At 67.1% G+C, this 18,004-nt stretch carries 17 protein-coding genes; 5 read left to right on the forward strand and 12 right to left on the reverse strand.

What is annotated here, in order from left to right; translation table 11 throughout:
• The first annotated feature begins 45 nt into the window (after positions 1-45).
• Complete coding sequence (locus tag AWC25_RS21320) at positions 46-585, forward strand: cysteine hydrolase family protein (RefSeq protein WP_085167535.1); 540 nt, start codon at positions 46-48, stop codon at positions 583-585.
• Between the two features lie 357 nt (positions 586-942).
• On the opposite strand, the gene AWC25_RS21325 is transcribed toward AWC25_RS21320, so the two are convergent.
• A complete protein-coding gene (locus tag AWC25_RS21325) occupies positions 943-1,311 on the reverse strand; it encodes a hypothetical protein (RefSeq protein ID WP_069398987.1) in 369 nt (122 codons plus the stop codon).
• A 33-nt stretch (positions 1,312-1,344) separates the two neighbouring features.
• Positions 1,345-1,821 carry a DUF1772 domain-containing protein gene (locus tag AWC25_RS21330; protein WP_085167536.1) on the reverse strand — a complete coding sequence of 159 codons (477 nt, stop codon included), beginning with the start codon at positions 1,819-1,821 and terminating at the stop codon, positions 1,345-1,347.
• Between the two features lie 107 nt (positions 1,822-1,928).
• Here AWC25_RS21330 and AWC25_RS21335 point away from each other — a divergent pair, with 107 nt between their 5' ends.
• From AWC25_RS21335 to AWC25_RS21350, 3 genes are all read left to right on the forward strand, one after another.
• A complete protein-coding gene (locus AWC25_RS21335; RefSeq protein WP_085167538.1) occupies positions 1,929-2,519 on the forward strand; it encodes a TetR/AcrR family transcriptional regulator in 591 nt (196 codons plus the stop codon).
• Positions 2,520-2,591: 72 nt separating this feature from the next.
• Positions 2,592-3,089 carry a CHAP domain-containing protein gene (locus AWC25_RS21340; RefSeq protein WP_085167540.1) on the forward strand — a complete coding sequence of 166 codons (498 nt, stop codon included), beginning with the start codon at positions 2,592-2,594 and terminating at the stop codon, positions 3,087-3,089.
• Between the two features lie 447 nt (positions 3,090-3,536).
• On the forward strand, positions 3,537-4,394 hold the full coding sequence (locus tag AWC25_RS21350) for an SIR2 family NAD-dependent protein deacylase (protein WP_069398992.1): 858 nt from the start codon (positions 3,537-3,539) through the stop codon (positions 4,392-4,394).
• Here the strand turns inward: AWC25_RS21350 and AWC25_RS21355 are convergent.
• Positions 4,391-5,659, reverse strand: a complete 1,269-nt coding sequence (locus tag AWC25_RS21355) for a cytochrome P450 (RefSeq protein ID WP_069398993.1) — start codon at positions 5,657-5,659, stop codon at positions 4,391-4,393. The two genes, AWC25_RS21350 and AWC25_RS21355, sit on opposite strands and share 4 nt — an antisense overlap.
• 92 nt (positions 5,660-5,751) lie before the next feature.
• On the opposite strand from AWC25_RS21355, the gene AWC25_RS21360 reads away from it, so the two are divergent.
• On the forward strand, positions 5,752-6,396 hold the full coding sequence (locus AWC25_RS21360) for a TetR/AcrR family transcriptional regulator (RefSeq protein WP_069398994.1): 645 nt from the start codon (positions 5,752-5,754) through the stop codon (positions 6,394-6,396).
• A gap of 3 nt (positions 6,397-6,399) precedes the next feature.
• Here AWC25_RS21360 and proB read toward each other — a convergent pair whose 3' ends face one another.
• The 9 genes from proB to AWC25_RS21405 all read right to left on the reverse strand — a co-directional run bounded on the left by proB (position 6,400) and on the right by AWC25_RS21405 (position 17,954).
• Complete coding sequence (gene proB, locus AWC25_RS21365; protein WP_085167541.1) at positions 6,400-7,503, reverse strand: glutamate 5-kinase; 1,104 nt, start codon at positions 7,501-7,503, stop codon at positions 6,400-6,402.
• Positions 7,504-7,550: 47 nt separating this feature from the next.
• The gene (gene obgE / locus AWC25_RS21370) at positions 7,551-9,005 is read right to left on the reverse strand and encodes a GTPase ObgE (RefSeq protein ID WP_085167543.1); all 1,455 of its coding nucleotides are present in this window, start codon (positions 9,003-9,005) and stop codon (positions 7,551-7,553) included.
• Positions 9,006-9,047: 42 nt separating this feature from the next.
• Positions 9,048-9,314 (reverse strand): 50S ribosomal protein L27, encoded by a 267-nt coding sequence (rpmA, locus tag AWC25_RS21375; protein ID WP_069398997.1) that lies wholly within the window; start codon positions 9,312-9,314, stop codon positions 9,048-9,050.
• A gap of 15 nt (positions 9,315-9,329) precedes the next feature.
• The gene (gene rplU / locus AWC25_RS21380) at positions 9,330-9,641 is read right to left on the reverse strand and encodes a 50S ribosomal protein L21 (protein ID WP_069398998.1); all 312 of its coding nucleotides are present in this window, start codon (positions 9,639-9,641) and stop codon (positions 9,330-9,332) included.
• A 266-nt stretch (positions 9,642-9,907) separates the two neighbouring features.
• A complete protein-coding gene (rne, locus tag AWC25_RS21385) occupies positions 9,908-12,712 on the reverse strand; it encodes a ribonuclease E (protein WP_069398999.1) in 2,805 nt (934 codons plus the stop codon).
• 319 nt (positions 12,713-13,031) lie between these two features.
• Complete coding sequence (gene ndk / locus AWC25_RS21390; protein ID WP_069399000.1) at positions 13,032-13,442, reverse strand: nucleoside-diphosphate kinase; 411 nt, start codon at positions 13,440-13,442, stop codon at positions 13,032-13,034.
• Between the two features lie 29 nt (positions 13,443-13,471).
• Positions 13,472-13,795, reverse strand: coding sequence for a DUF4233 domain-containing protein (locus AWC25_RS21395; protein ID WP_084229158.1), 324 nt, complete (start codon positions 13,793-13,795; stop codon positions 13,472-13,474).
• Between the two features lie 56 nt (positions 13,796-13,851).
• Positions 13,852-15,300, reverse strand: coding sequence for a bifunctional tetrahydrofolate synthase/dihydrofolate synthase (gene folC, locus AWC25_RS21400; protein WP_085167545.1), 1,449 nt, complete (start codon positions 15,298-15,300; stop codon positions 13,852-13,854).
• Positions 15,297-17,954: a valine--tRNA ligase gene (locus AWC25_RS21405; protein WP_069399003.1), complete on the reverse strand. Its 2,658-nt coding sequence runs from the start codon at positions 17,952-17,954 to the stop codon at positions 15,297-15,299. The genes folC and AWC25_RS21405 overlap by 4 nt, the downstream gene beginning before the upstream one ends.
• Between the last annotated feature and the right edge of the window lie 50 nt (positions 17,955-18,004).

An 18,004-nucleotide genomic window follows, 5' to 3' on the forward strand; every position in this document is an offset into this window, starting at 1 on the left:
TCGCGCGAACAGTGTCAACAGTATTTGGCCGGGTATCACCCCTGCATGAGTGATACCGCTGTGCTGGTGGTCGACATGATGAACAGCTATCAGCATCCCGACGCCGAGGTACTGATACCCAATGTTGCCAAGATCATCGACCCGCTGGCCGATCTCGTCCGCCGGGCCCGCGATTCCGACGACGTCGATCTGATCTACGTCAACGACAACTACGGTGACTTCACCGCCGCGTTTGCCGATCTCGTCGAATCGGCCTGCAACGGCGAGCGGCCCGATCTGGTGGAGCCGATCGTGCCGACGGACGGCACCCGGGTGATGACCAAGGTGCGCCACAGCGCGTTTTATGCCACGCCGCTCTCGTACCTACTCAATCGCCTCGAGACCGAGCGGCTGATCCTGACCGGTCAGGTCACCGAGCAGTGCATCCTCTACAGCGCGCTGGACGCGTACGTGCGTCACCTGCAGGTCGTCATTCCCAGGGATGCCGTCGCACACATCGACGAGGAACTCGGCGCGGCGGCGTTGAAGATGATGGGGAGCAACATGTCGGCCGAGCTGACGACGGCGGCCGACTGCATCGGGTAAAGATGTCTCGCCACCAAATTCCTTGGGCGACACAGGATTTCGCCTGATCGCAGGAGTGACTAACGTCTTGGGGCCCGAGCTCTACAGTTATCGAGGTGGTGGATGCGCGCCGGGACGCAGGGCTGCGGGTTCTCGCACCGAATTGCGCGTGGTTTCGGAGAGTTTGCTAGCAGCAACTGCGGTTCCCAAGGTCAGGCTACCTGTCCAAGCCTTGGCGGGACGTACCCGAGCTGGCGCGGTGAAAGCGCGGCACCGGGTGCGGTGTTTGGTGCCACCGACGCCGCCGGTGCACAAGGGCCTGACCATGTCGGATCCGTCACGTTGAACCGTCGCCGCCGTCGCCGTGGGACACCTCGCTCACCGGTCGGTCAACCGCACCATGACGGTGACCCTGCCCTTTTCGTCGCGCGTGGCCACGGCCTGCCCGGCGCGCTGGGCCCCGTCGAGTTCCAATGTCACCGGTCCGCCGTCTCCGAGGAAGTTGCGCCACCACGTCTTGGCCTCCGGCAGGTTGACATTGATGGTGATCTCGTCGCCGGCGCGGCGGTATGCCACCGGGAGGCTGAAGCTGCGTCCCGACCGTCGCCCGGTGTAGCCGACGATAACGATGTTGCGGTTCACCAGCCCGCCAAAGCGTCGCGATTTCGCCAACGCCGCAACGGGTGCATTGAACACCGGCGCGGCGCGCATCACTAGTCGTCCGAGTCTTTTCGGGGTACTTGCCATGGCAATGTCCTTCGAATTAGTGGTGATAATCGTTCATGCGATCAGCGTGACACACAGCGCGACGAGCGCAAGTCCTTGCAGGACGGCGCGGGCGTTGCTGATCCGGTCCCAATGTGCTTGCAATACACGAACATTCGGCAGCACCTGGTCAATTTCGGCCGCGGCGGTGAGCTGTCGATTGATCGGCGCACTTACCCGGGTATAGAGCAGCAGCCAAACCAGCAACAGCACGACGGCGGCCCCGGCTGCCATGGCCTGGGTCCAACGCGCAGCCAATGCGGCCAGGGCTGCGCTGACGATGGCCGCGACGACTCCGATGGCACCCGGCACGGGCATTCGTCGGTCCCCATAACGGTGCACAAACCCCGTCACGGCCCCGAGAGTGCGATCGTCGAGGCGGGCCAATGCCGGTCGCAATACCACCGCGCAGAACACGTCGGTGCCGTAAACCACGGCAACGCCCAGGACTGCGATCAGTGCCGCGATCTGCGCGGAATGAGAAGCGAACACGTCGAGCCCCTATTTTTATTGATGCCAGATACCCTAGCGATGCTAGGTGGCACCGCCGCTCGAGTCAATAGCAACGCTAGATCGTCTAGCGCTGCTATCATCCCGGCATGCCCATCGAGGACCGTCGCGCGCGGGAGCGAGCCGCGCGCCACCGCCTGATCATCGCGACGGCTCGCCGGCTGGCCGAAACCGAAGGCTGGGATGCCGTCACCACGCGCCGGCTGTCTGCCGAGATCGAATACAGCCAGCCCGTGCTCTACACCCACTTCGCCAACATGGAACAGCTCGCCCAGGCCGTCGCGCTGGACGGCTTCGGCGAACTCGCCGAGACGCTGCAAACCGCGCGCACCGCCGCCGCCACGCCCGCCGACGCGCTGCGGCGGGTCGCGCAGACCTACCTCGATTTCGGCCGCCACAACCCGGCGCTCTACGACGTAATGTTCACCCGCGCAACAACGTTGCACTTCGCCGCCGACGACACGCCGCCGGAATTGGTATCGGCGTTCACGGAGTTGCGCGACGCGATCGCTGCTGCTGCCGAGCAACGCGATCCGGACACGCTTGCCGAGGTGCTCTGGTCGGCACTGCACGGACTGGTCACACTCTCCCGCACCAGCCGACTGCGTCCCGATTTCGACGCCGATCGCCTCGACCTGCTACTCACCCAACTGTCCGCCCACGGCGCCGTGGCCGGCTGAAACGAATCCCGGTCTCACCGCGATAACGAGAAGGTAACGGGCCGGTGCGGAGACTTCAGCGGGGTCACACGGATGAAGACGAATGGGATCGTCGCCGTCCTCGCCGTGGGCGCCGCGCTCTCCCTGGGACCGCCGCTGGCGACCGCACCGGCCAACGGAGATCCGGCCACGGCCGTCGGCCGCACCACCGACCACAACCCGCTCGACGGCGACTACGAGGGCTACTGCACGTGGGGGGCCCAAGAGCAGATACACGCCCACGCCGGCTACTACATCAAGGCGCTCACGGGCGATGCCGAAACCTGGGCGAACCAAGTTCGAGCGGCGGGCTGGACAGTGGTGGACAACCCGCAACCACATTCGATCGCCGTCTTCAGCAGCTCGCTCGTCGGCGGCGTCGGACACGTCGCCTGGGTCGACGCCGTCAATGGCAACAACATCACGATCACCGAAATGAACACCGGCTACGGGGCAACGGCGTCAAATGGCTACCGCACCACCGGGTTCCACGAATTCGACACGCGCACCCTCAGAGCTGTCCCCGGAATCAGCTACATCCTGATCCCCTGATGCGTCGTAGTCACCTGGGCCGCAAGCGGGGCAGCCAGACCGGCACGTTGAGCTTGTACTCCTCATACTCGTCCCCGTTTTGTCTTGTCAGGGTTGGCTGTTCGTACAAACGGACAAAGGTCGCGAAGGCAATCCACACGATCGCGGCGTACACCACTAGTCCCGGACTGCGATACACCACCGCCTGCCCCAGGATTATCAGCACGAGTCCGCATTAATCGGGTTGCGGACATAGCGATTGAACCCGGTGCACATCGCCGCGGCACTTCCGTAACCCGACGCCCAGCTGGGAATCGATCTCGCATGGCACAGCTGCTGGGCATCGCGTATTTGCGGTACATCAACCCGCCTTTTGTGCCGAGGCGTCAAGCAGGTGTCCGCACCGCGCTGCCGGGATGAGTGATCGACTACCCCATGCGGCGCGGGTTAGCCCGTACTCTCGACTAGGTGAGCACCCAAGCCGAATCGCCGGAACTGGTCGCGCTGCTGGCGGGTCGGCGGATCGCCGTGCTGACGGGCGCAGGGATGTCCACCGATTCCGGCATCCCCGATTACCGCGGTCCGGGTTCGCCGCCGAGCAACCCGATGACGATCCGCCAGTTCACCTCGGATGCCGCATTCCGGCAACGGTATTGGGCGCGCAATCACGTCGGCTGGCGGCACATGGACCAGACGCAGCCGAACGCGGGGCATCGGGCACTGGCCGCGCTCGAACGCGCCGGGGTGGTCACCGGTGTAATCACCCAAAACGTCGACCTGTTGCACACCAAGGCCGGCAGCACGAACGTGATCAACCTGCACGGCACCTACGCCCGGGTGATTTGCCTGAACTGCGCTCACACCGTGAGCCGGGCCGCACTGGCGACGCGGCTCGAGGCGCTCAATCCGGGGTTCGTCGAACGCGCCGAGTCCGTCGGTGGGCTTGCGGTGGCACCCGACGCCGACGCCGTCGTCGCCGACACCGCGTCATTCCGCTACCTGGACTGCCCGTCCTGTTCCGGAATGCTCAAACCCGACATCATCTACTTCGGCGAAAGTGTGCCTAAAGACACCGTGGCGCAAGCACTTTCACTGGTTGATCACGCCGACGCGCTGCTGGTCGCCGGTTCGTCGCTGACGGTGTTCTCCGGCTATCGCTTCGTGCGGCACGCGGCGGCCGCGGGCATCCCGGTCGCCATCATCAATCGCGGCCCTACCCGCGGTGACTCGTTGGCCACCGTCAAAGTCGACGGCGGATGCTCCGAGCTGCTGGTGCTGCTCGCCGGCGAACTGGGGGCTGCGCCGGTGCCGCTGGCGTTGCGCTAGAACTCACACGGCAGGCTGCGCACCGCGTGCACGAAGTTGCCCGCCACATAAGTGGCCTCACTGGCTTGGATGTCGGGCAGCTGACGCAGCAGTTCGCCGAAAAATGCCCGCAGCTGCGCGCGCGCCACGTGGGCGCCGAGGCAGAAGTGCAGTCCGCCGCCGCCGAAGCCGACATGCGGGTTGGGGCTGCGGCTGAGGTCAAAGCGCTCCGGATGCTCGAACGCCTCGGTGTCCCAGTTCCCGGACGGATAGAACATCACCACCTTTTCCCCCGCGGCGATCCTCTGGCCACCGAGCTCGAAATCGGTTGCTGCCGTTCGGCGAAACGTCATCACCGGTGATGCCCAGCGCACGAACTCCTCGACCGCGGCGCCGATGCGGTTCTCGTAATCGGCGAGCAGCCAAGCCCGTTGGTCGCCGAAATCGGTGAGGGCTTTCATGGTGTGGCTCATGGTTTGTCGGGTGGTGTCGTTGCCGGCCACGGAAAGCAGCACGAAGAACGCGGCCACCTCGGCGTCGGTGAGCCGGTCACCGTCGACCTCCGCATGGACCAGGCTGCTGATCAAGTCGTCACCGGGGTGCTCGCGGCGCTCGGCGGCCAGCGCGCCGATGACCTGGTGCAGGTACATCTGTTGTTCGAAGATGACTTCCAACGCCGGGCGCCCATTGAGGAAGTTGGGGTCGGCCCATGACACCAGCGCGTCGGTGGCGTGTGCCATGCGCTCCCGCTCGGCATCCGGAATGCCCACCATGTCCGACAGCGTGCGGATGGGCAGTTCCTTGGCACACAGGTCGACGAAATCCGCACCGGTCCCGGCGTCGCGAAGCTCCTCGACGATCGCCTTGGCGTTCGCCCGGATCGACTCCTCGATGCGGCGCACCTGCCGCGGTGTGAACGCGGCGTGGGCCAGCTTGCGCAGCTTGGTGTGCCGCGGCGGATCCATCGCCAGAAAGGACTGCGACGCCTCCAGCAGCTCGGTCGGAATGCTCTCGAACATCACCCCCTTGCCGGACAGGAACACGTCGCTGTTGCGGCTGACGGTGACGATGTCGGCTCGCCGGGTGACCGCCCAATAGCCGGGGTCGTCGGGATCGGGCATCAGGGAGTCCTCGACCGGCGGATGCCAGCTCACCGGCCGTTCGGCCCGCAGCACGGCAAACGAGCGTTCGCGGTCGGCGGCCGTCGTCGACCAGAACTCGCGCGAGGACAGATCAATCGGGTCGTAGGTGCGGGGACGGTCGGACCGCCCGGTCAGCACTGCCATCGTTGGCCTCCGTCCACTCGGGAATCCTGTCGAACACTATGCCTAGACAACGTGTCTAGTCAATATGTTGACAGTGCGGTTATGCTCGGCAAATGCCGTCGGTCACCCGCAAGCCGCAGCCCAGGCGCGAGCACACGCGCCAGCAGCGGCGCGAGGGGATGGAGCGCCGACTCCTCGACGCGACCGAGCGGCTGATGCGCGGCGGGGCCAGTTACACCGAGCTGAGCGTGGACCGGCTGGCGACCGAGGCCGGCATCTCGCGGGCCAGCTTCTACATCTATTTCGAGGACAAGGGCCATCTGCTGCGCCGGCTTGCCGGTCAGGTGTTCGCCGATCTGGCCGCAAGCGCGGACCGGTGGTGGCGGGTGGCCGAACGTCGTGACCCCGAGGACCTGCGCGCGGCGATGACGTCCCTGGTGGCCAGCTACCGCCGGCATCAGCCGGTGCTGGTCGCGTTGAACGAGATGGCCGCCTACGATCCGGTGGTCGGCGCGACATACGGCAATCTGTTGACCGCAGTCGCCGGGCGGATGACCCGGGTCATCGAAGAAGGGCAGACCGATGGCTCGATTCGACCCGAACTGCGCGCCGGGACCACGGCCAGCACGCTCACCTGGATGGTCGAGCGGGCCTGTCAGCAGAACCTGCCGACCGCGCCCGAGTCCTACGACACCGAACTGGCCGCCACGCTAGCCGAAATCATCTGGGCCACTTTATATCTCGAGACCCCGCACTGACTTTCAGATGGCAACCAAGTCGTCGGCGTGCACCGCGGGCCGGCGCAACTCCCCGGCCAGTTCCGAGGTCGACCGGCCGATCATCGTCTCGAGTTCGGCGGCGTCGTAGGCAACGACGCCGCGGGCCACCGCTGCCGCGTCCGGGCCGCACAATTCGACGACGTCGCCGGCGTAGAACCGGCCCGACACCGCGGTGATGCCCGCGGCCAGCAGGGACCGCCGCTGCTGCACCACCGCACGCACCGCGCCCGCATCCAAGACCAACGAGCCGGTGGCCTCGGCGGCGTAGCGAACCCAGAACCGGCGGGCCGACATTCGGACCGGACGGGCCGCGAACACGGTGCCCGACGACGCATCGGTGAGCGCGGTCGCGGCATCGGAGGCCGCGGCCAGCAGCACCGGCACACCGGCGTCGGCGGCCAGCAACGCCGAGGACATCTTGGACGTCATGCCCCCGGTGCCGAGCGCGCTGCCCGGCCCGGCCACCACGCCCTCGAGATCCGATTCCGCCGCCACCTCCGGGATGAATCGGGCGCCCTTGGACTTTCGCGGGTCGGTGTCATAGAGCCCGTCGATGTCGGACAAAAGCACCAGCGCGTCGGCACCGACCAGATGGGCCACCAGCGCCGAGAGCCGGTCATTGTCGCCGAAGCGGATCTCGTTGGTGGCCACCGTGTCGTTCTCGTTGACGATCGCCACCGCGTGCAACGCGCGCAACCGGTCCAGGGTGCGTTGGGCGTTGATGTGCTGGGCCCGCATCGAGATGTCGTGGGCGGTGAGCAGCACCTGTCCGACCGTGCGCCCATACCGGGAAAACGCGGCGCTCCAGGCATTCACCAGCGCCACCTGACCCACGCTGGCCGCGGCCTGTTTGGTCGCCAGATCCCTTGGGCGGCGCGACAAACCGAGCGGCTCGATGCCGGCGGCGATGGCACCGGAGGAGACGATGACGACGTCGGTGCCGGCCTTCATTCGCGCCTCGATCGCGTCGGCCAGTTCGGCCAGCCGGCCCGCGTCGAACACTCCCGACCGGGTGGTCAGGGCGTTGGTCCCGATTTTGACGACGATTCGCCGCGCGGTGCGGATGGCCTCGCGGTGGGCGGTCATGCTGCGCCGCTCCTCCTCATCGCTACGCTCTGCATCGTCGCGGGCGCTCACGAATCCTCGCCGTGTTCGCGGCGTCGGCGCCGGGCCGCCTTGCGTTCGGCGGCGCCGGTGCGTTCGGTGCGTTCCAGGCGCGCGTCGGTGCCTCTTCCGGACATCGGACCCGACAGCGCGACCTGATGACCCGCCGGTGTTTGCGGCTCCCAGTCGAAGGTCATCTCGCCGATGGTCACCGCGCAGCCCGGCCGCGCGCCCAGCCGCAGCAGTTCCTCCTCGACCCCGAGTCGGGCCAGCCGGTCGGCCAGATAGCCCACCGCTTCGTCGTTGTCGAAATTGGTTTGGCCGATCCAGCGTTCGGGTCGCGCCCCGGTGACGACGAACCCGCCCTCGCCGTCGGGTGCCACGGTGAAACCGCTGTCGTCGACGGGTACCGGGCGGATCACCGGGCGACGTGCGATCGGCGCGGGCCGTGCGGCGTGGTAGTCCAAGATCATCTTCCACAGCCCAAAGATCAACGGCGGCAAGCCTTCTCGGGTTACGGTCGACACCAGGAAGACCGGCCAGCCCCGCGCGGCGATGTCGTCGCGGACAAACTCGGCGAGCTCGCGCGCTTCCGGCACGTCAATCTTGTTGAGCACGACCGCGCGTGGGCGTTCGGCCAGGTCGGTCAGCACCGCATCGCCTTGCAGCGTCGGTGTGTTGGCGGCGAGTTCGACTTCCAGCGCGTCGATGTCCGAGATCGGGTCGCGACCCGGCTCGGTGGTGGCACAGTCGACCACATGCACCAGCACCGCGCACCGCTCGATGTGCCGCAGGAAATCCAGGCCCAGGCCGCGACCTTCGGAGGCGCCCGGAATCAGTCCGGGCACATCGGCCACGGTGAACGAATGCTCGCCCGCCGAGACGACGCCCAGGTTGGGCACCAGGGTGGTGAACGGATAGTCGGCGACCTTGGGTTTGGCCGCCGAAATCACCGAGACCAACGACGACTTTCCGGCGGAGGGAAACCCGACCAGCCCGGCATCGGCGACGGTCTTGAGCTCGAGGGTGAGGTCGCGCTCCTGGCCGGGCTCGCCCAGCAGCGCGAAGCCGGGTGCCTTGCGGGCACGCGACGCCAGCGCCGCGTTGCCCAGGCCGCCGCGACCGCCGGCGGCGGCTTCGAACCGGGTGCCGGCGCCCACCAGATCGGCCACCAGCCGGCCGTTTTCATCCAGGACGACGGTGCCGTCGGGCACCTTGACTTCCAGATCCGCACCGGCCGCGCCGTCACGGTTGTTGCCCATCCCCTGCTTGCCGGCCGGCGCGGTGACGTGCGGACGGAAGTGGAAATCGAGCAGGGTGTGCACCGCGGGGTCGACGACGAAGATGATGCTGCCGCCGCGGCCGCCGTTGCCGCCGTCGGGCCCGCCTAGCGGCTTGAACTTCTCGCGATGGACCGAGGCGCAGCCGTTACCGCCGGAACCCGCGCGGGCGTGGATGACGACTCGATCGACGAACCGCGGCATCGGGGGTCCTCCCAGCTACCCGCATGCACGGGCGCAGCGACCTCAGTCGGTGGTCGGCCCGGCCGCGACGATGTTGACGGTCTTGCGGCCGCGCCGGACACCGAACTCGACCGCACCGGCGGCCGTCGCGAACAGGGTGTCGTCACCGCCACGGCCGACGTTGGCGCCGGGGTGGAACTTGGTGCCGCGCTGCCGGACGATGATCTCGCCGGCCTTGACGACCTGGCCGCCGAACCGCTTGACGCCGAGCCGCTGGGCGGCAGAGTCGCGACCGTTGCGCGAGCTGGAAGCGCCCTTCTTGTGTGCCATGTCTTCTCGCTCTCGCTACTTGATTCCGGTGACCTTCAGGACCGTCAGCTGCTGACGGTGGCCCTGCCGCTTGTGGTAGCCGGTCTTGTTCTTGAACTTGTGGATGCGGATCTTCGGGCCCTTGGTGTGCTCGAGCACCTCGCCAGTCACCGCGACCTTGGCCAGCGACTGCGCGTCGGAGGTGACGGTGGAACCGTCGACGACCAGCGCGACCGGCAGCGACACCCTGGCCCCGGGCTCGGAGTCGAGCTTTTCGACCTTGACCACGTCGCCGACGGCAACCTTGTATTGCTTGCCACCGGTCTTGACGATTGCGTAGGTCGCCATGGTTGCTCCTGCCTCTTCCTCACGTCTTCCGCGCGCGTGCTCACCGCGATGCGCGTGGTGGGTCTTGGGTGCGGGTCTGCGCCGATTGCTTGGCAGCCCCGCTGCCGACAGCCGAAGGGCTTGACGACAACTGTCCAAGGGTACGTGACCAGCACCTACAGGGTCAAACCGGCCTACCGGCCCCATATTGCCGCGAAACTGTATTCCGCGACGGCTCTTACTCGCGAAACGCGTCGCTAGTTGGAGTCTCGCGGCAACCCCGGGGGTCAGTCGGCGTGGACGGGGGGTCCCGCCGGTCGACCGGCCGCGCGCCGGCGACGATGCCGGCCCAATCCCGACCCACCACCGGAACCGTTGGTAAAGCCGTTCTCGTCGTCGGAGTCCTCGGTGTCGTCGAGATCCTCGTCGTCGTCGAGATCTTCATCGTCGTCATCGAGATCCTCGTCGTCGAGATCCTCGTCATCGTCGTCGAGATCCTCGTCGTCGAGGTCCTCGTCATCGTCGGTCGAGTCCTCCTCGTCGACGTCGTCGGTGTCCTGATCGATGTCCTCGTACTCGTCCTGATCGGTGTCGTCGAGGTCGGCGGGACCCTCAACCGTGGCTTTCTCGTCGACCTCGCCGGCGACCACCGCATCGGTCTCATCGCCGTCGTCGTTGTCACGGGCGCCCGACGCTCCAGCGGCCATCGCCTTGAACATCGGGTGCTCACCGGGGGCATGCACCGGCACCTTGGCCACCGGCTGTTCCTCGGAGCGGTTCTTCTTCGACCGCTTGCCTCGCCGGCCGCCGGAGTCGGACTTGCGTCCGGCCGCCGGGGCCGAGTCGACCGGGTCGCCATGCAGCAGGATCCCGCGGCCGCCGCAGTTCGGGCAGGTCGTCGAAAACGCCTCGATCAGGCCGGTGCCCAACCGTTTGCGGGTCAACTGGACCAGGCCCAGCGAGGTCACCTCGGAAACCTGGTGACGGGTGCGGTCCCGGGCCAGCGCCTCGGTGAGCCGACGCAGCACGAGGTCGCGGTTGGACTCGAGAACCATGTCGATGAAGTCGATGACGACGATGCCGCCGATGTCGCGCAGCCGCAGCTGGCGCACGATCTCCTCGGCCGCCTCGAGGTTGTTCTTGGTGACCGTCTGCTCGAGGTTGCCGCCGGAGCCGGTGAACTTGCCGGTGTTGACGTCGACCACCGTCATCGCCTCGGTCCGATCGATGACCAGCGTGCCGCCCGAGGGCAGCCACACCTTGCGTTCCATCGCCTTGGCCAATTGCTCGTCGATGCGATGCACGGCGAACACGTCCGGGCCCGGCTGGCCATCCGCGCCGGTGGCCGGCTCGTACTTGGTCAGCTTCGAAACCAGGTCCGGGGCAACGGAATTCACGTACTCGTTGATGGTGCCCCACGCCTCGTCACCGGACACGATCAGCCCGGCGAAGTCCTCGTTGAACAAGTCGCGGATGACCTTGACCAGCACGTCGGGCTCTTCGTAAAGCGCCACCGCCGCGCCGGCGGCCTTCTGCTTGGTCTCGGTCGCCTTGGCCTCGATCTGTTCCCAGCGCTGCTGCAGGCGGGTGACGTCGGAGCGGATGTCCTCTTCCTTGACGCCTTCGGACGCGGTCCGGATGATCACCCCGGCGTCCGCGGGAACCACCTCGCGCAGAATCTCCTTGAGCCGCTGGCGTTCGGTGTCGGGCAGCTTGCGGCTGATCCCGGTGGACGACGCGCCCGGCACGTAGACCAGATAGCGCCCGGCCAGCGACACCTGGGTGGTCAGCCGGGCACCCTTGTGGCCGACGGGGTCCTTGCTGACCTGGACGACGACGTAGTCGCCGGGCTTGAGGGCCTGTTCGATCTTGCGGTCCGCTCCGCCCAGTCCGGCGGCTTCCCAGTTGACCTCACCGGCGTACAGCACGCCGTTGCGTCCGCGGCCGATGTCGACGAAGGCCGCCTCCATCGAGGGCAACACGTTCTGCACGATGCCCAGGTAGATGTTGCCGACCAACGACGCCGAAGCCGCCGAGGTGACGAAGTGCTCGACGACGATGCCGTCCTCCAGCACCGCGATTTGGGTGTAACGCGCGCCGGGGTGCGGCGGCTCGGTGCGGACCCGGTCGCGCACCACCATCACCCGCTCGACGGCCTCGCGGCGGGCCAAAAACTCGGCCTCGGTCAGTACCGGCGGGCGGCGCCGTCCGGCGTCACGCCCGTCGCGGCGCCGCTGCCGCTTGGCCTCCAGCCGGGTCGACCCGTCGATGCCCTTGATCTCGGCATTGCTCGAGCCGTTGCCATTGTCGGCGGAGCCCTTGCCCCGCGGCGCCCGCTCGTGCACGACGGTGTTTGGTGGATCGTCGGGCGACGGCCCGTCTTCGTTGTCGTCGCCGGAACCCGACTTGCGGCGGCGGCGCCGCCGCCGCCGTCGGCTGCCGTTGTCGGCCGAGCCTTCGTCGCCGTCGTCGGAGTCGTCCGCATCCTGGCCGTCATCGTCGGAATCATCCGAGTCGTCCGAGTCGTCCGAGACGCCGGATTTCGGTCCGCGCTGCTCGGAATCGGCGTCGTCATCCGGGCCGTCGGGGCCGCCCTGTTCACCGCGACCGCGGCCGCGTCCTCGCCGGCCCCGCCGACGCCGCCGGTTGGAGGGCCGGTCGCCCTGGTCTTCGTCGTCATCACCGTCGGCGTCGTCGGTGTCGACACCGTCGTCGACGGCGCTGTCGTCCGCCGCCGCGACCGGCTGCGGCGCGACGAACAACGGCATGTAGGCCGCGTGCTCTGCCGGGGTCTCCGGTACCGGCCGCGACTGTGCTGCGCCGAACGTGGTCGTGGTGACCGCAGCGCTGCTGAACGCGACGAAATTTTCCGGCGGCCGAGGCGACAGCAGGTCACGCACCCGGATCGCGTCTTCGTAGTCGACGCCGGAATGCGCGCTGCGGATGCGTCCATCCAGCGCGGCCAGCGCGTCCAGCACTCGCTTGCTGGTGGTTCCCAGTGCTCGAGCCAGCGAGTGGACTCTCAGGCGGTCCGGCAGGTCCTCCTGGGCCGGCTCAGTTGTTTGGTCCGAAGTCTGGTCACCGTCTATCACGTATTCTCCTCAAGCCCCCGGGCGCGTCGTATCGACGCGGCCACGCGAGGGCTTCGCTATGTGCTCGGGCCACTTTCTCCCGAACTTGTGATGGTCTCGCCCCGAGCGACTCGGTAAGAACCAACTCGGCGCCGTGCTGAATGTCGGCCCGACATGCGGCGCATCATCGCGAGCTGGCAATGGTCGCGCTTGTCTAAGTCTTCATTCGGGTGTCCGACGCCGGTCCGGCGACGTTCACCCTTTGTCAGTATCCCACATCACGCGGGCGGTCCCTACGACCGTGACTCGGAACGCCGACTTTGCGCTTGCGGCCGGGGGCCTAGGCGCCGGGAAACCATAGCGCGATTTCGCGCTTTGCTGAGTCGATCGAGTCGGATCCGTGCACCAGATTGAATTGCGTTTCCAAACCGAAATCGCCCCGAATAGTGCCGGGTACGGCCTTCTCGACCGGGTCGGTACCACCCGCGAGCTGCCGAAATGCCGCGATCGCCCGCGGCCCCTCCACGATTGCCGCAACGACCGGGCCCGACGTGATGAAATCGAGCAGCGACCCGAAGAATGGTTTGCCGTCATGCTCGGCGTAGTGCTCGCTGGCCAACTCCGTGCTGACGTGGCGCAGCTCGAGCGCCGCGATCGTGAGTCCCTTGCGCTCGATTCGGTTGATGATCTCCCCGACCAGGCGGCGTTCGACGCCATCGGGCTTGATCAGTACCAAGGTCCGTTCGGTCACGGCGGACAGCGTACAGAATGAATCGAAACTCAGGCTGACGGCGACTCGTCGTGCCGCTGGCGGCGCTGGACCTCGGCGCGGAAGTACGCGATCAGCAGCCACAATCCCCCGAACAGCACCCCGATGAAGCCGACCGCGGGATAGACCGCAAATCCGGCGAGGACGACGACCTGGACACCGAGGTTGACCCAGATGGCCCAGGGCCTGCCCTGCAACCCGCACAGCAAAATCAACAGCGCGGCCAGGCCGATCAGGTAGCCCAGCGAGGCCCCGTCGAGACCGCCACCGACCTCGCCGACCACCGGTATCGCCAGCAACACCACGACGGCCTCCAGGATCAGCGTCGCGGCCATCACCCCGCGGAAACTCTTCCAGGGGTCGGCGGCGGGCGTGGGCTGGCCGCTATCGGTCACTGCGGATCACGACCAAACAACGTACGCGCCGCCCCGGCGGTGACGACCGAGCCGGTGATCACCATGCCGGTACCGGAGAACTCACCGCCCGCGCCGTCGGCAGTGGCCTCGTCGACCAGCGCCGTCGCCACATCGATGGCGTCGCGCAGCGTCGCCGCGGTCAGCACGCGGTCGGGTCCGAAACGTTGTTCGGCGGCCAACGCCAGCGACTCGACGTCCAGTGCCCGCGGTGACCCGTTGTGCGTCACCACCACCGAATGAAAGGCCGGCTCCAGGGCCGCGAGGATGCCGTCGACGTCCTTGTCGGCCATCACCGACAGGACCCCGACCAGATAGCGGAAGTCGAATTCACTTTCCAGGGTCTGCGCGAGTGCCGCCGCGCCGGCCAGATTGTGCGCAGCGTCGATGAAAACCGTTGGGGCGCTGCGCATTCTCTCGAGACGGCCGGGGCTGGTGACGGCCGCGAAGCCGGCGCGCACCGCCTCGACGTCGAGCTGGCGCTGCGCGCCGGCGCCGAAGAACGCCTCCACCGCCGCCAACGCGACCGCGGCGTTGTGCGCCTGGTGTTCGCCGTGCAGCGGCAGGTAGATGTCGGAATACACCCCGCCGAGGCCCTGCAGCTGCAGCACCTGCCCGCCGATCGCGACTTGACGGCCCAGCACCGCGAACTCGGAGTCCTCCCGCGCAACCGCCGCATCGGACCGAACGGTCTGCGCCAGAAGCACTTCCATGACCTCGGGGGGCTGTCGGGCGATCACCGCGACCGTGTCGGGGGCGCCGTCGGGGGCCGTGGTGATGATGCCGGCCTTCTCGCCGGCGATCCCGGCGACGTCCGCGCCGAGATAGTCGACATGGTCGACACCGATCGGGGTGACGACCGCGACCGGCGCGTTGATCACGTTGGTGGCGTCCCAACGACCGCCCATGCCCACCTCGACCACGGCGACCTCGACTGGCGCGTCGGCGAACGCCGCAAACGCCATCGCGACCAGGACCTCGAACTTGCTCATCGCCGGACCACCGGCGGCCTGGGACTGCGCGTCGATCATCTGCACGAACGGTTCGATCTCGCGGTAGGTGGCCACGTATTGCGCTGGGCTGATCGGCATTCCGTCGATTGCGATGCGCTCCACCGCCGACTGCAGATGGGGGCTGGTGGTGCGTCCGGTCCGCCGCTGCAGCGCGGTCAGCAGCGCGTCGATCATGCGCACCACCGAGGTTTTGCCGTTGGTCCCCGCGACGTGAATCGACGGGTAGCCCAGCTGCGGTGAGCCCAGCAGATCCATCAGGGCGCTGATGCGGGTCAGGCTCGGCTCGATTTTCGTTTCGGGCCAACGCTGATCGAGCACATGCTCGACCTGCAGCAGGGACGCGATCTCGTCCGGCGTCGGGGCCGCACTGGCGGCTCCCCCAGGATGGTCGAGCCAGTCCGGCGACTCGGTCATTGCAGCCCGGCCAGCCTGGCGTTGATGCGCTCGGTCTCCTCCTGCGCCAGCCGCTGTCGGTCGCGGATCTTGGCGACGACGTTCTGCGGCGCCTTGGCCAAGAAGTCCTCATTGGCCAACTTTGCTGCGGTAGAAGCCAATTCCTTCTGTGCCGCCGCCAAGTCCTTCTCCAGCCGGCGCCGCTCGGCGGCCACGTCGATAGTGCCCGAGGTGTCGAGTTCGACGACGACGGTGCCACCGCTGAGCCGGACTTCCAGGGACACCGAAGCGCCGAACTGCGGTCCCGGCGCGGTAAGCCAGGCCAGCGAGGTCACCGCCGCGACCTGAGTGCTCAGGTCGCACTCTTCGACACCGGCCAGCCGGGCCGGCACCTTTTGCCGGTCGGCCAGGCCCTGGTCGCTACGGAATCTGCGGATCTCGGTCACCAACCGCCGCATGTCGGTGATTCGTTGCGTGGCAACGGGGTCCAATTCAATTCCGGACGGCTTCGGCCAGTCGGCAATGACCAGTGATTCTTCGTCGGTCAATCCCTGCCATAGCGCTTCGGTGACGAACGGGATCACCGGGTGCAGCAACCGCAGCAGCGTGTCCAACGTCGCGGCCAACACCGCGGTGGTTCCGGTGAGCCCTTCGGCCAGTTGCGTTTTGGCCAGTTCGACGTACCAGTCGCAAAATTCGTCCCAGGCGAAGTGGTAAAGCGCCTCACAGGCACGGCTGAACTCGTAGCCGTCAAACGCCGAATCTGCTTCGGCGCGAACTTCTTCCAACCTTCCCAGGATCCATCGATCCGCGTCGGTCAGCTCGGAGGCCGGCGGCAAGGTCGTTTCTGGGCGCCATTGCGCGCCGTTGAGCAACGCGAATCGGGTGGCGTTGAACAGCTTGGTGCAAAAGTTGCGCGAGGCCCGGACGTGGTCCTCGCCGACGGACAGGTCGCCGCCGGGACTGGCGCCGCGGGCCAGGGTGAACCGCAGCGCGTCGGCCCCGAACAGCTCCACCCAGTCCAGCGGATCGATGACGTTGCCCTTGGACTTGCTCATCTTGCGACCGAACTCGTCGCGGATCAGTCCGTGCAGGAAAACGTCGGTGAACGGGACCTGCGGCTTGCGGGCGCCGTCGAGGGTGATCGCGTCATCACCGCCGACGAAGGTGCCGAACATCATCATGCGCGCCACCCAGAAAAACAGGATGTCGTACCCGGTGACCAAAACGCTTGTCGGATAGAACTTTTCGAGTTCGGGCGTCCGTTCCGGCCAGCCCAGTGTGGAGAATGGCCACAACCCCGAGGAGAACCAGGTGTCCAGCACGTCGGGGTCCTGCTCCCAGCCCTCGGGTGGCGTCTCGTCGGGCCCGACGCAGCGCTGTTCGCCGTCGGGGCCGTACCAGATGGGGATGCGGTGGCCCCACCACAGCTGCCGCGAGATGCACCAGTCGTGCATGTTGTCCACCCACGCAAACCAGCGGGGCTCAAGGCTGGCCGGGTGAATCACGGTGTCGCCGTTGCGCACCGCGTCGCCGGCGGCCTTGGCCAGCGATTCCACCCGCACCCACCACTGCAGTGACAGTCGCGGCTCGATCGCTTCACCACTGCGCTCGGAGTGCCCGACGCTGTGCAGATAGGGCCGCTTCTCGGCGACGACGCGGCCCTGCGCGGCCAGCTCCTCGCGCACGGCGACCCGTGCCTCGAATCGGTCCATGCCGTCGAATCGCGTTCCGGTGTCCACGATTCGGCCCTTGGTGTCCATGATCGAGATCATCGGAAGCTGGTGGCGCAGCCCGATCTCGAAGTCGTTCGGGTCGTGCGCGGGCGTGACTTTCACTGCACCGGTGCCGAATTCGGGGTCGACGTGCTCGTCGGCGACGATGATGAGCTGCCGGTCGAGGAAGGGGTGCGGCAGGGCGGCGCCAACCAGGTGCCGATAGCGTTCGTCGTCGGGGTGCACTGCGATGGCGGTGTCTCCCAACATCGTTTCCACGCGGGTGGTGGCGACGACGATGTGCGGTTGGGAGTCGTCCAGCGAGCCGTACCGGAACGACACCAGTTCGCCCTCGACCTCGTCGTAGGTGACCTCGATGTCCGACAGCGCGGTCTCGAGCACGGGCGACCAGTTCACCAGCCGTTCGGCCCGGTAGATCAGACCCGCGTCGTACAGGCGCTTGAAGATCGTCCGCACCGCCCGTGACAGACCCTCGTCCATGGTGAACCGGTCCCGGTCCCAGTCGACCCCATCGCCGAGCCGGCGCATCTGCCCGCTGATCGCGCCGCCGGATTCGCGTTTCCAATCCCAGACCTTTTCGATGAACAGCTCGCGGCCGAACTCCTCTTTGGTCTTGCCGTCGACGGCGAGCTGCCGTTCCACCACACTCTGGGTCGCGATGCCGGCGTGATCCATGCCGGGCTGCCACAACACCTCATAACCCTGCATGCGTTTGCGCCGGGTCAGGGCATCCATCATGGTGTGTTCCAGTGCGTGGCCCATGTGCAGGCTGCCGGTGACGTTCGGCGGCGGCAGCACGATCGAGTAGCCCGGTTTGGAGCTGGTCGGGTCCGCCTTGAAGTAGCCCGCGTCCACCCAGCGTTGATAGATCGTGGTCTCCATCGCACCGGGATCCCACGACTTGGGCAGCTCGGCGGCGGAGTTGGGGCTGGCGGTCACCGGTCAATTCTAGGAAGCCGCACCTGGCCGTCTGTAAGCGCCCGAACCGG

Source organism: Mycobacterium sherrisii (assembly GCF_002102355.1).
Lineage (GTDB): Bacteria > Actinomycetota > Actinomycetes > Mycobacteriales > Mycobacteriaceae > Mycobacterium > Mycobacterium sherrisii.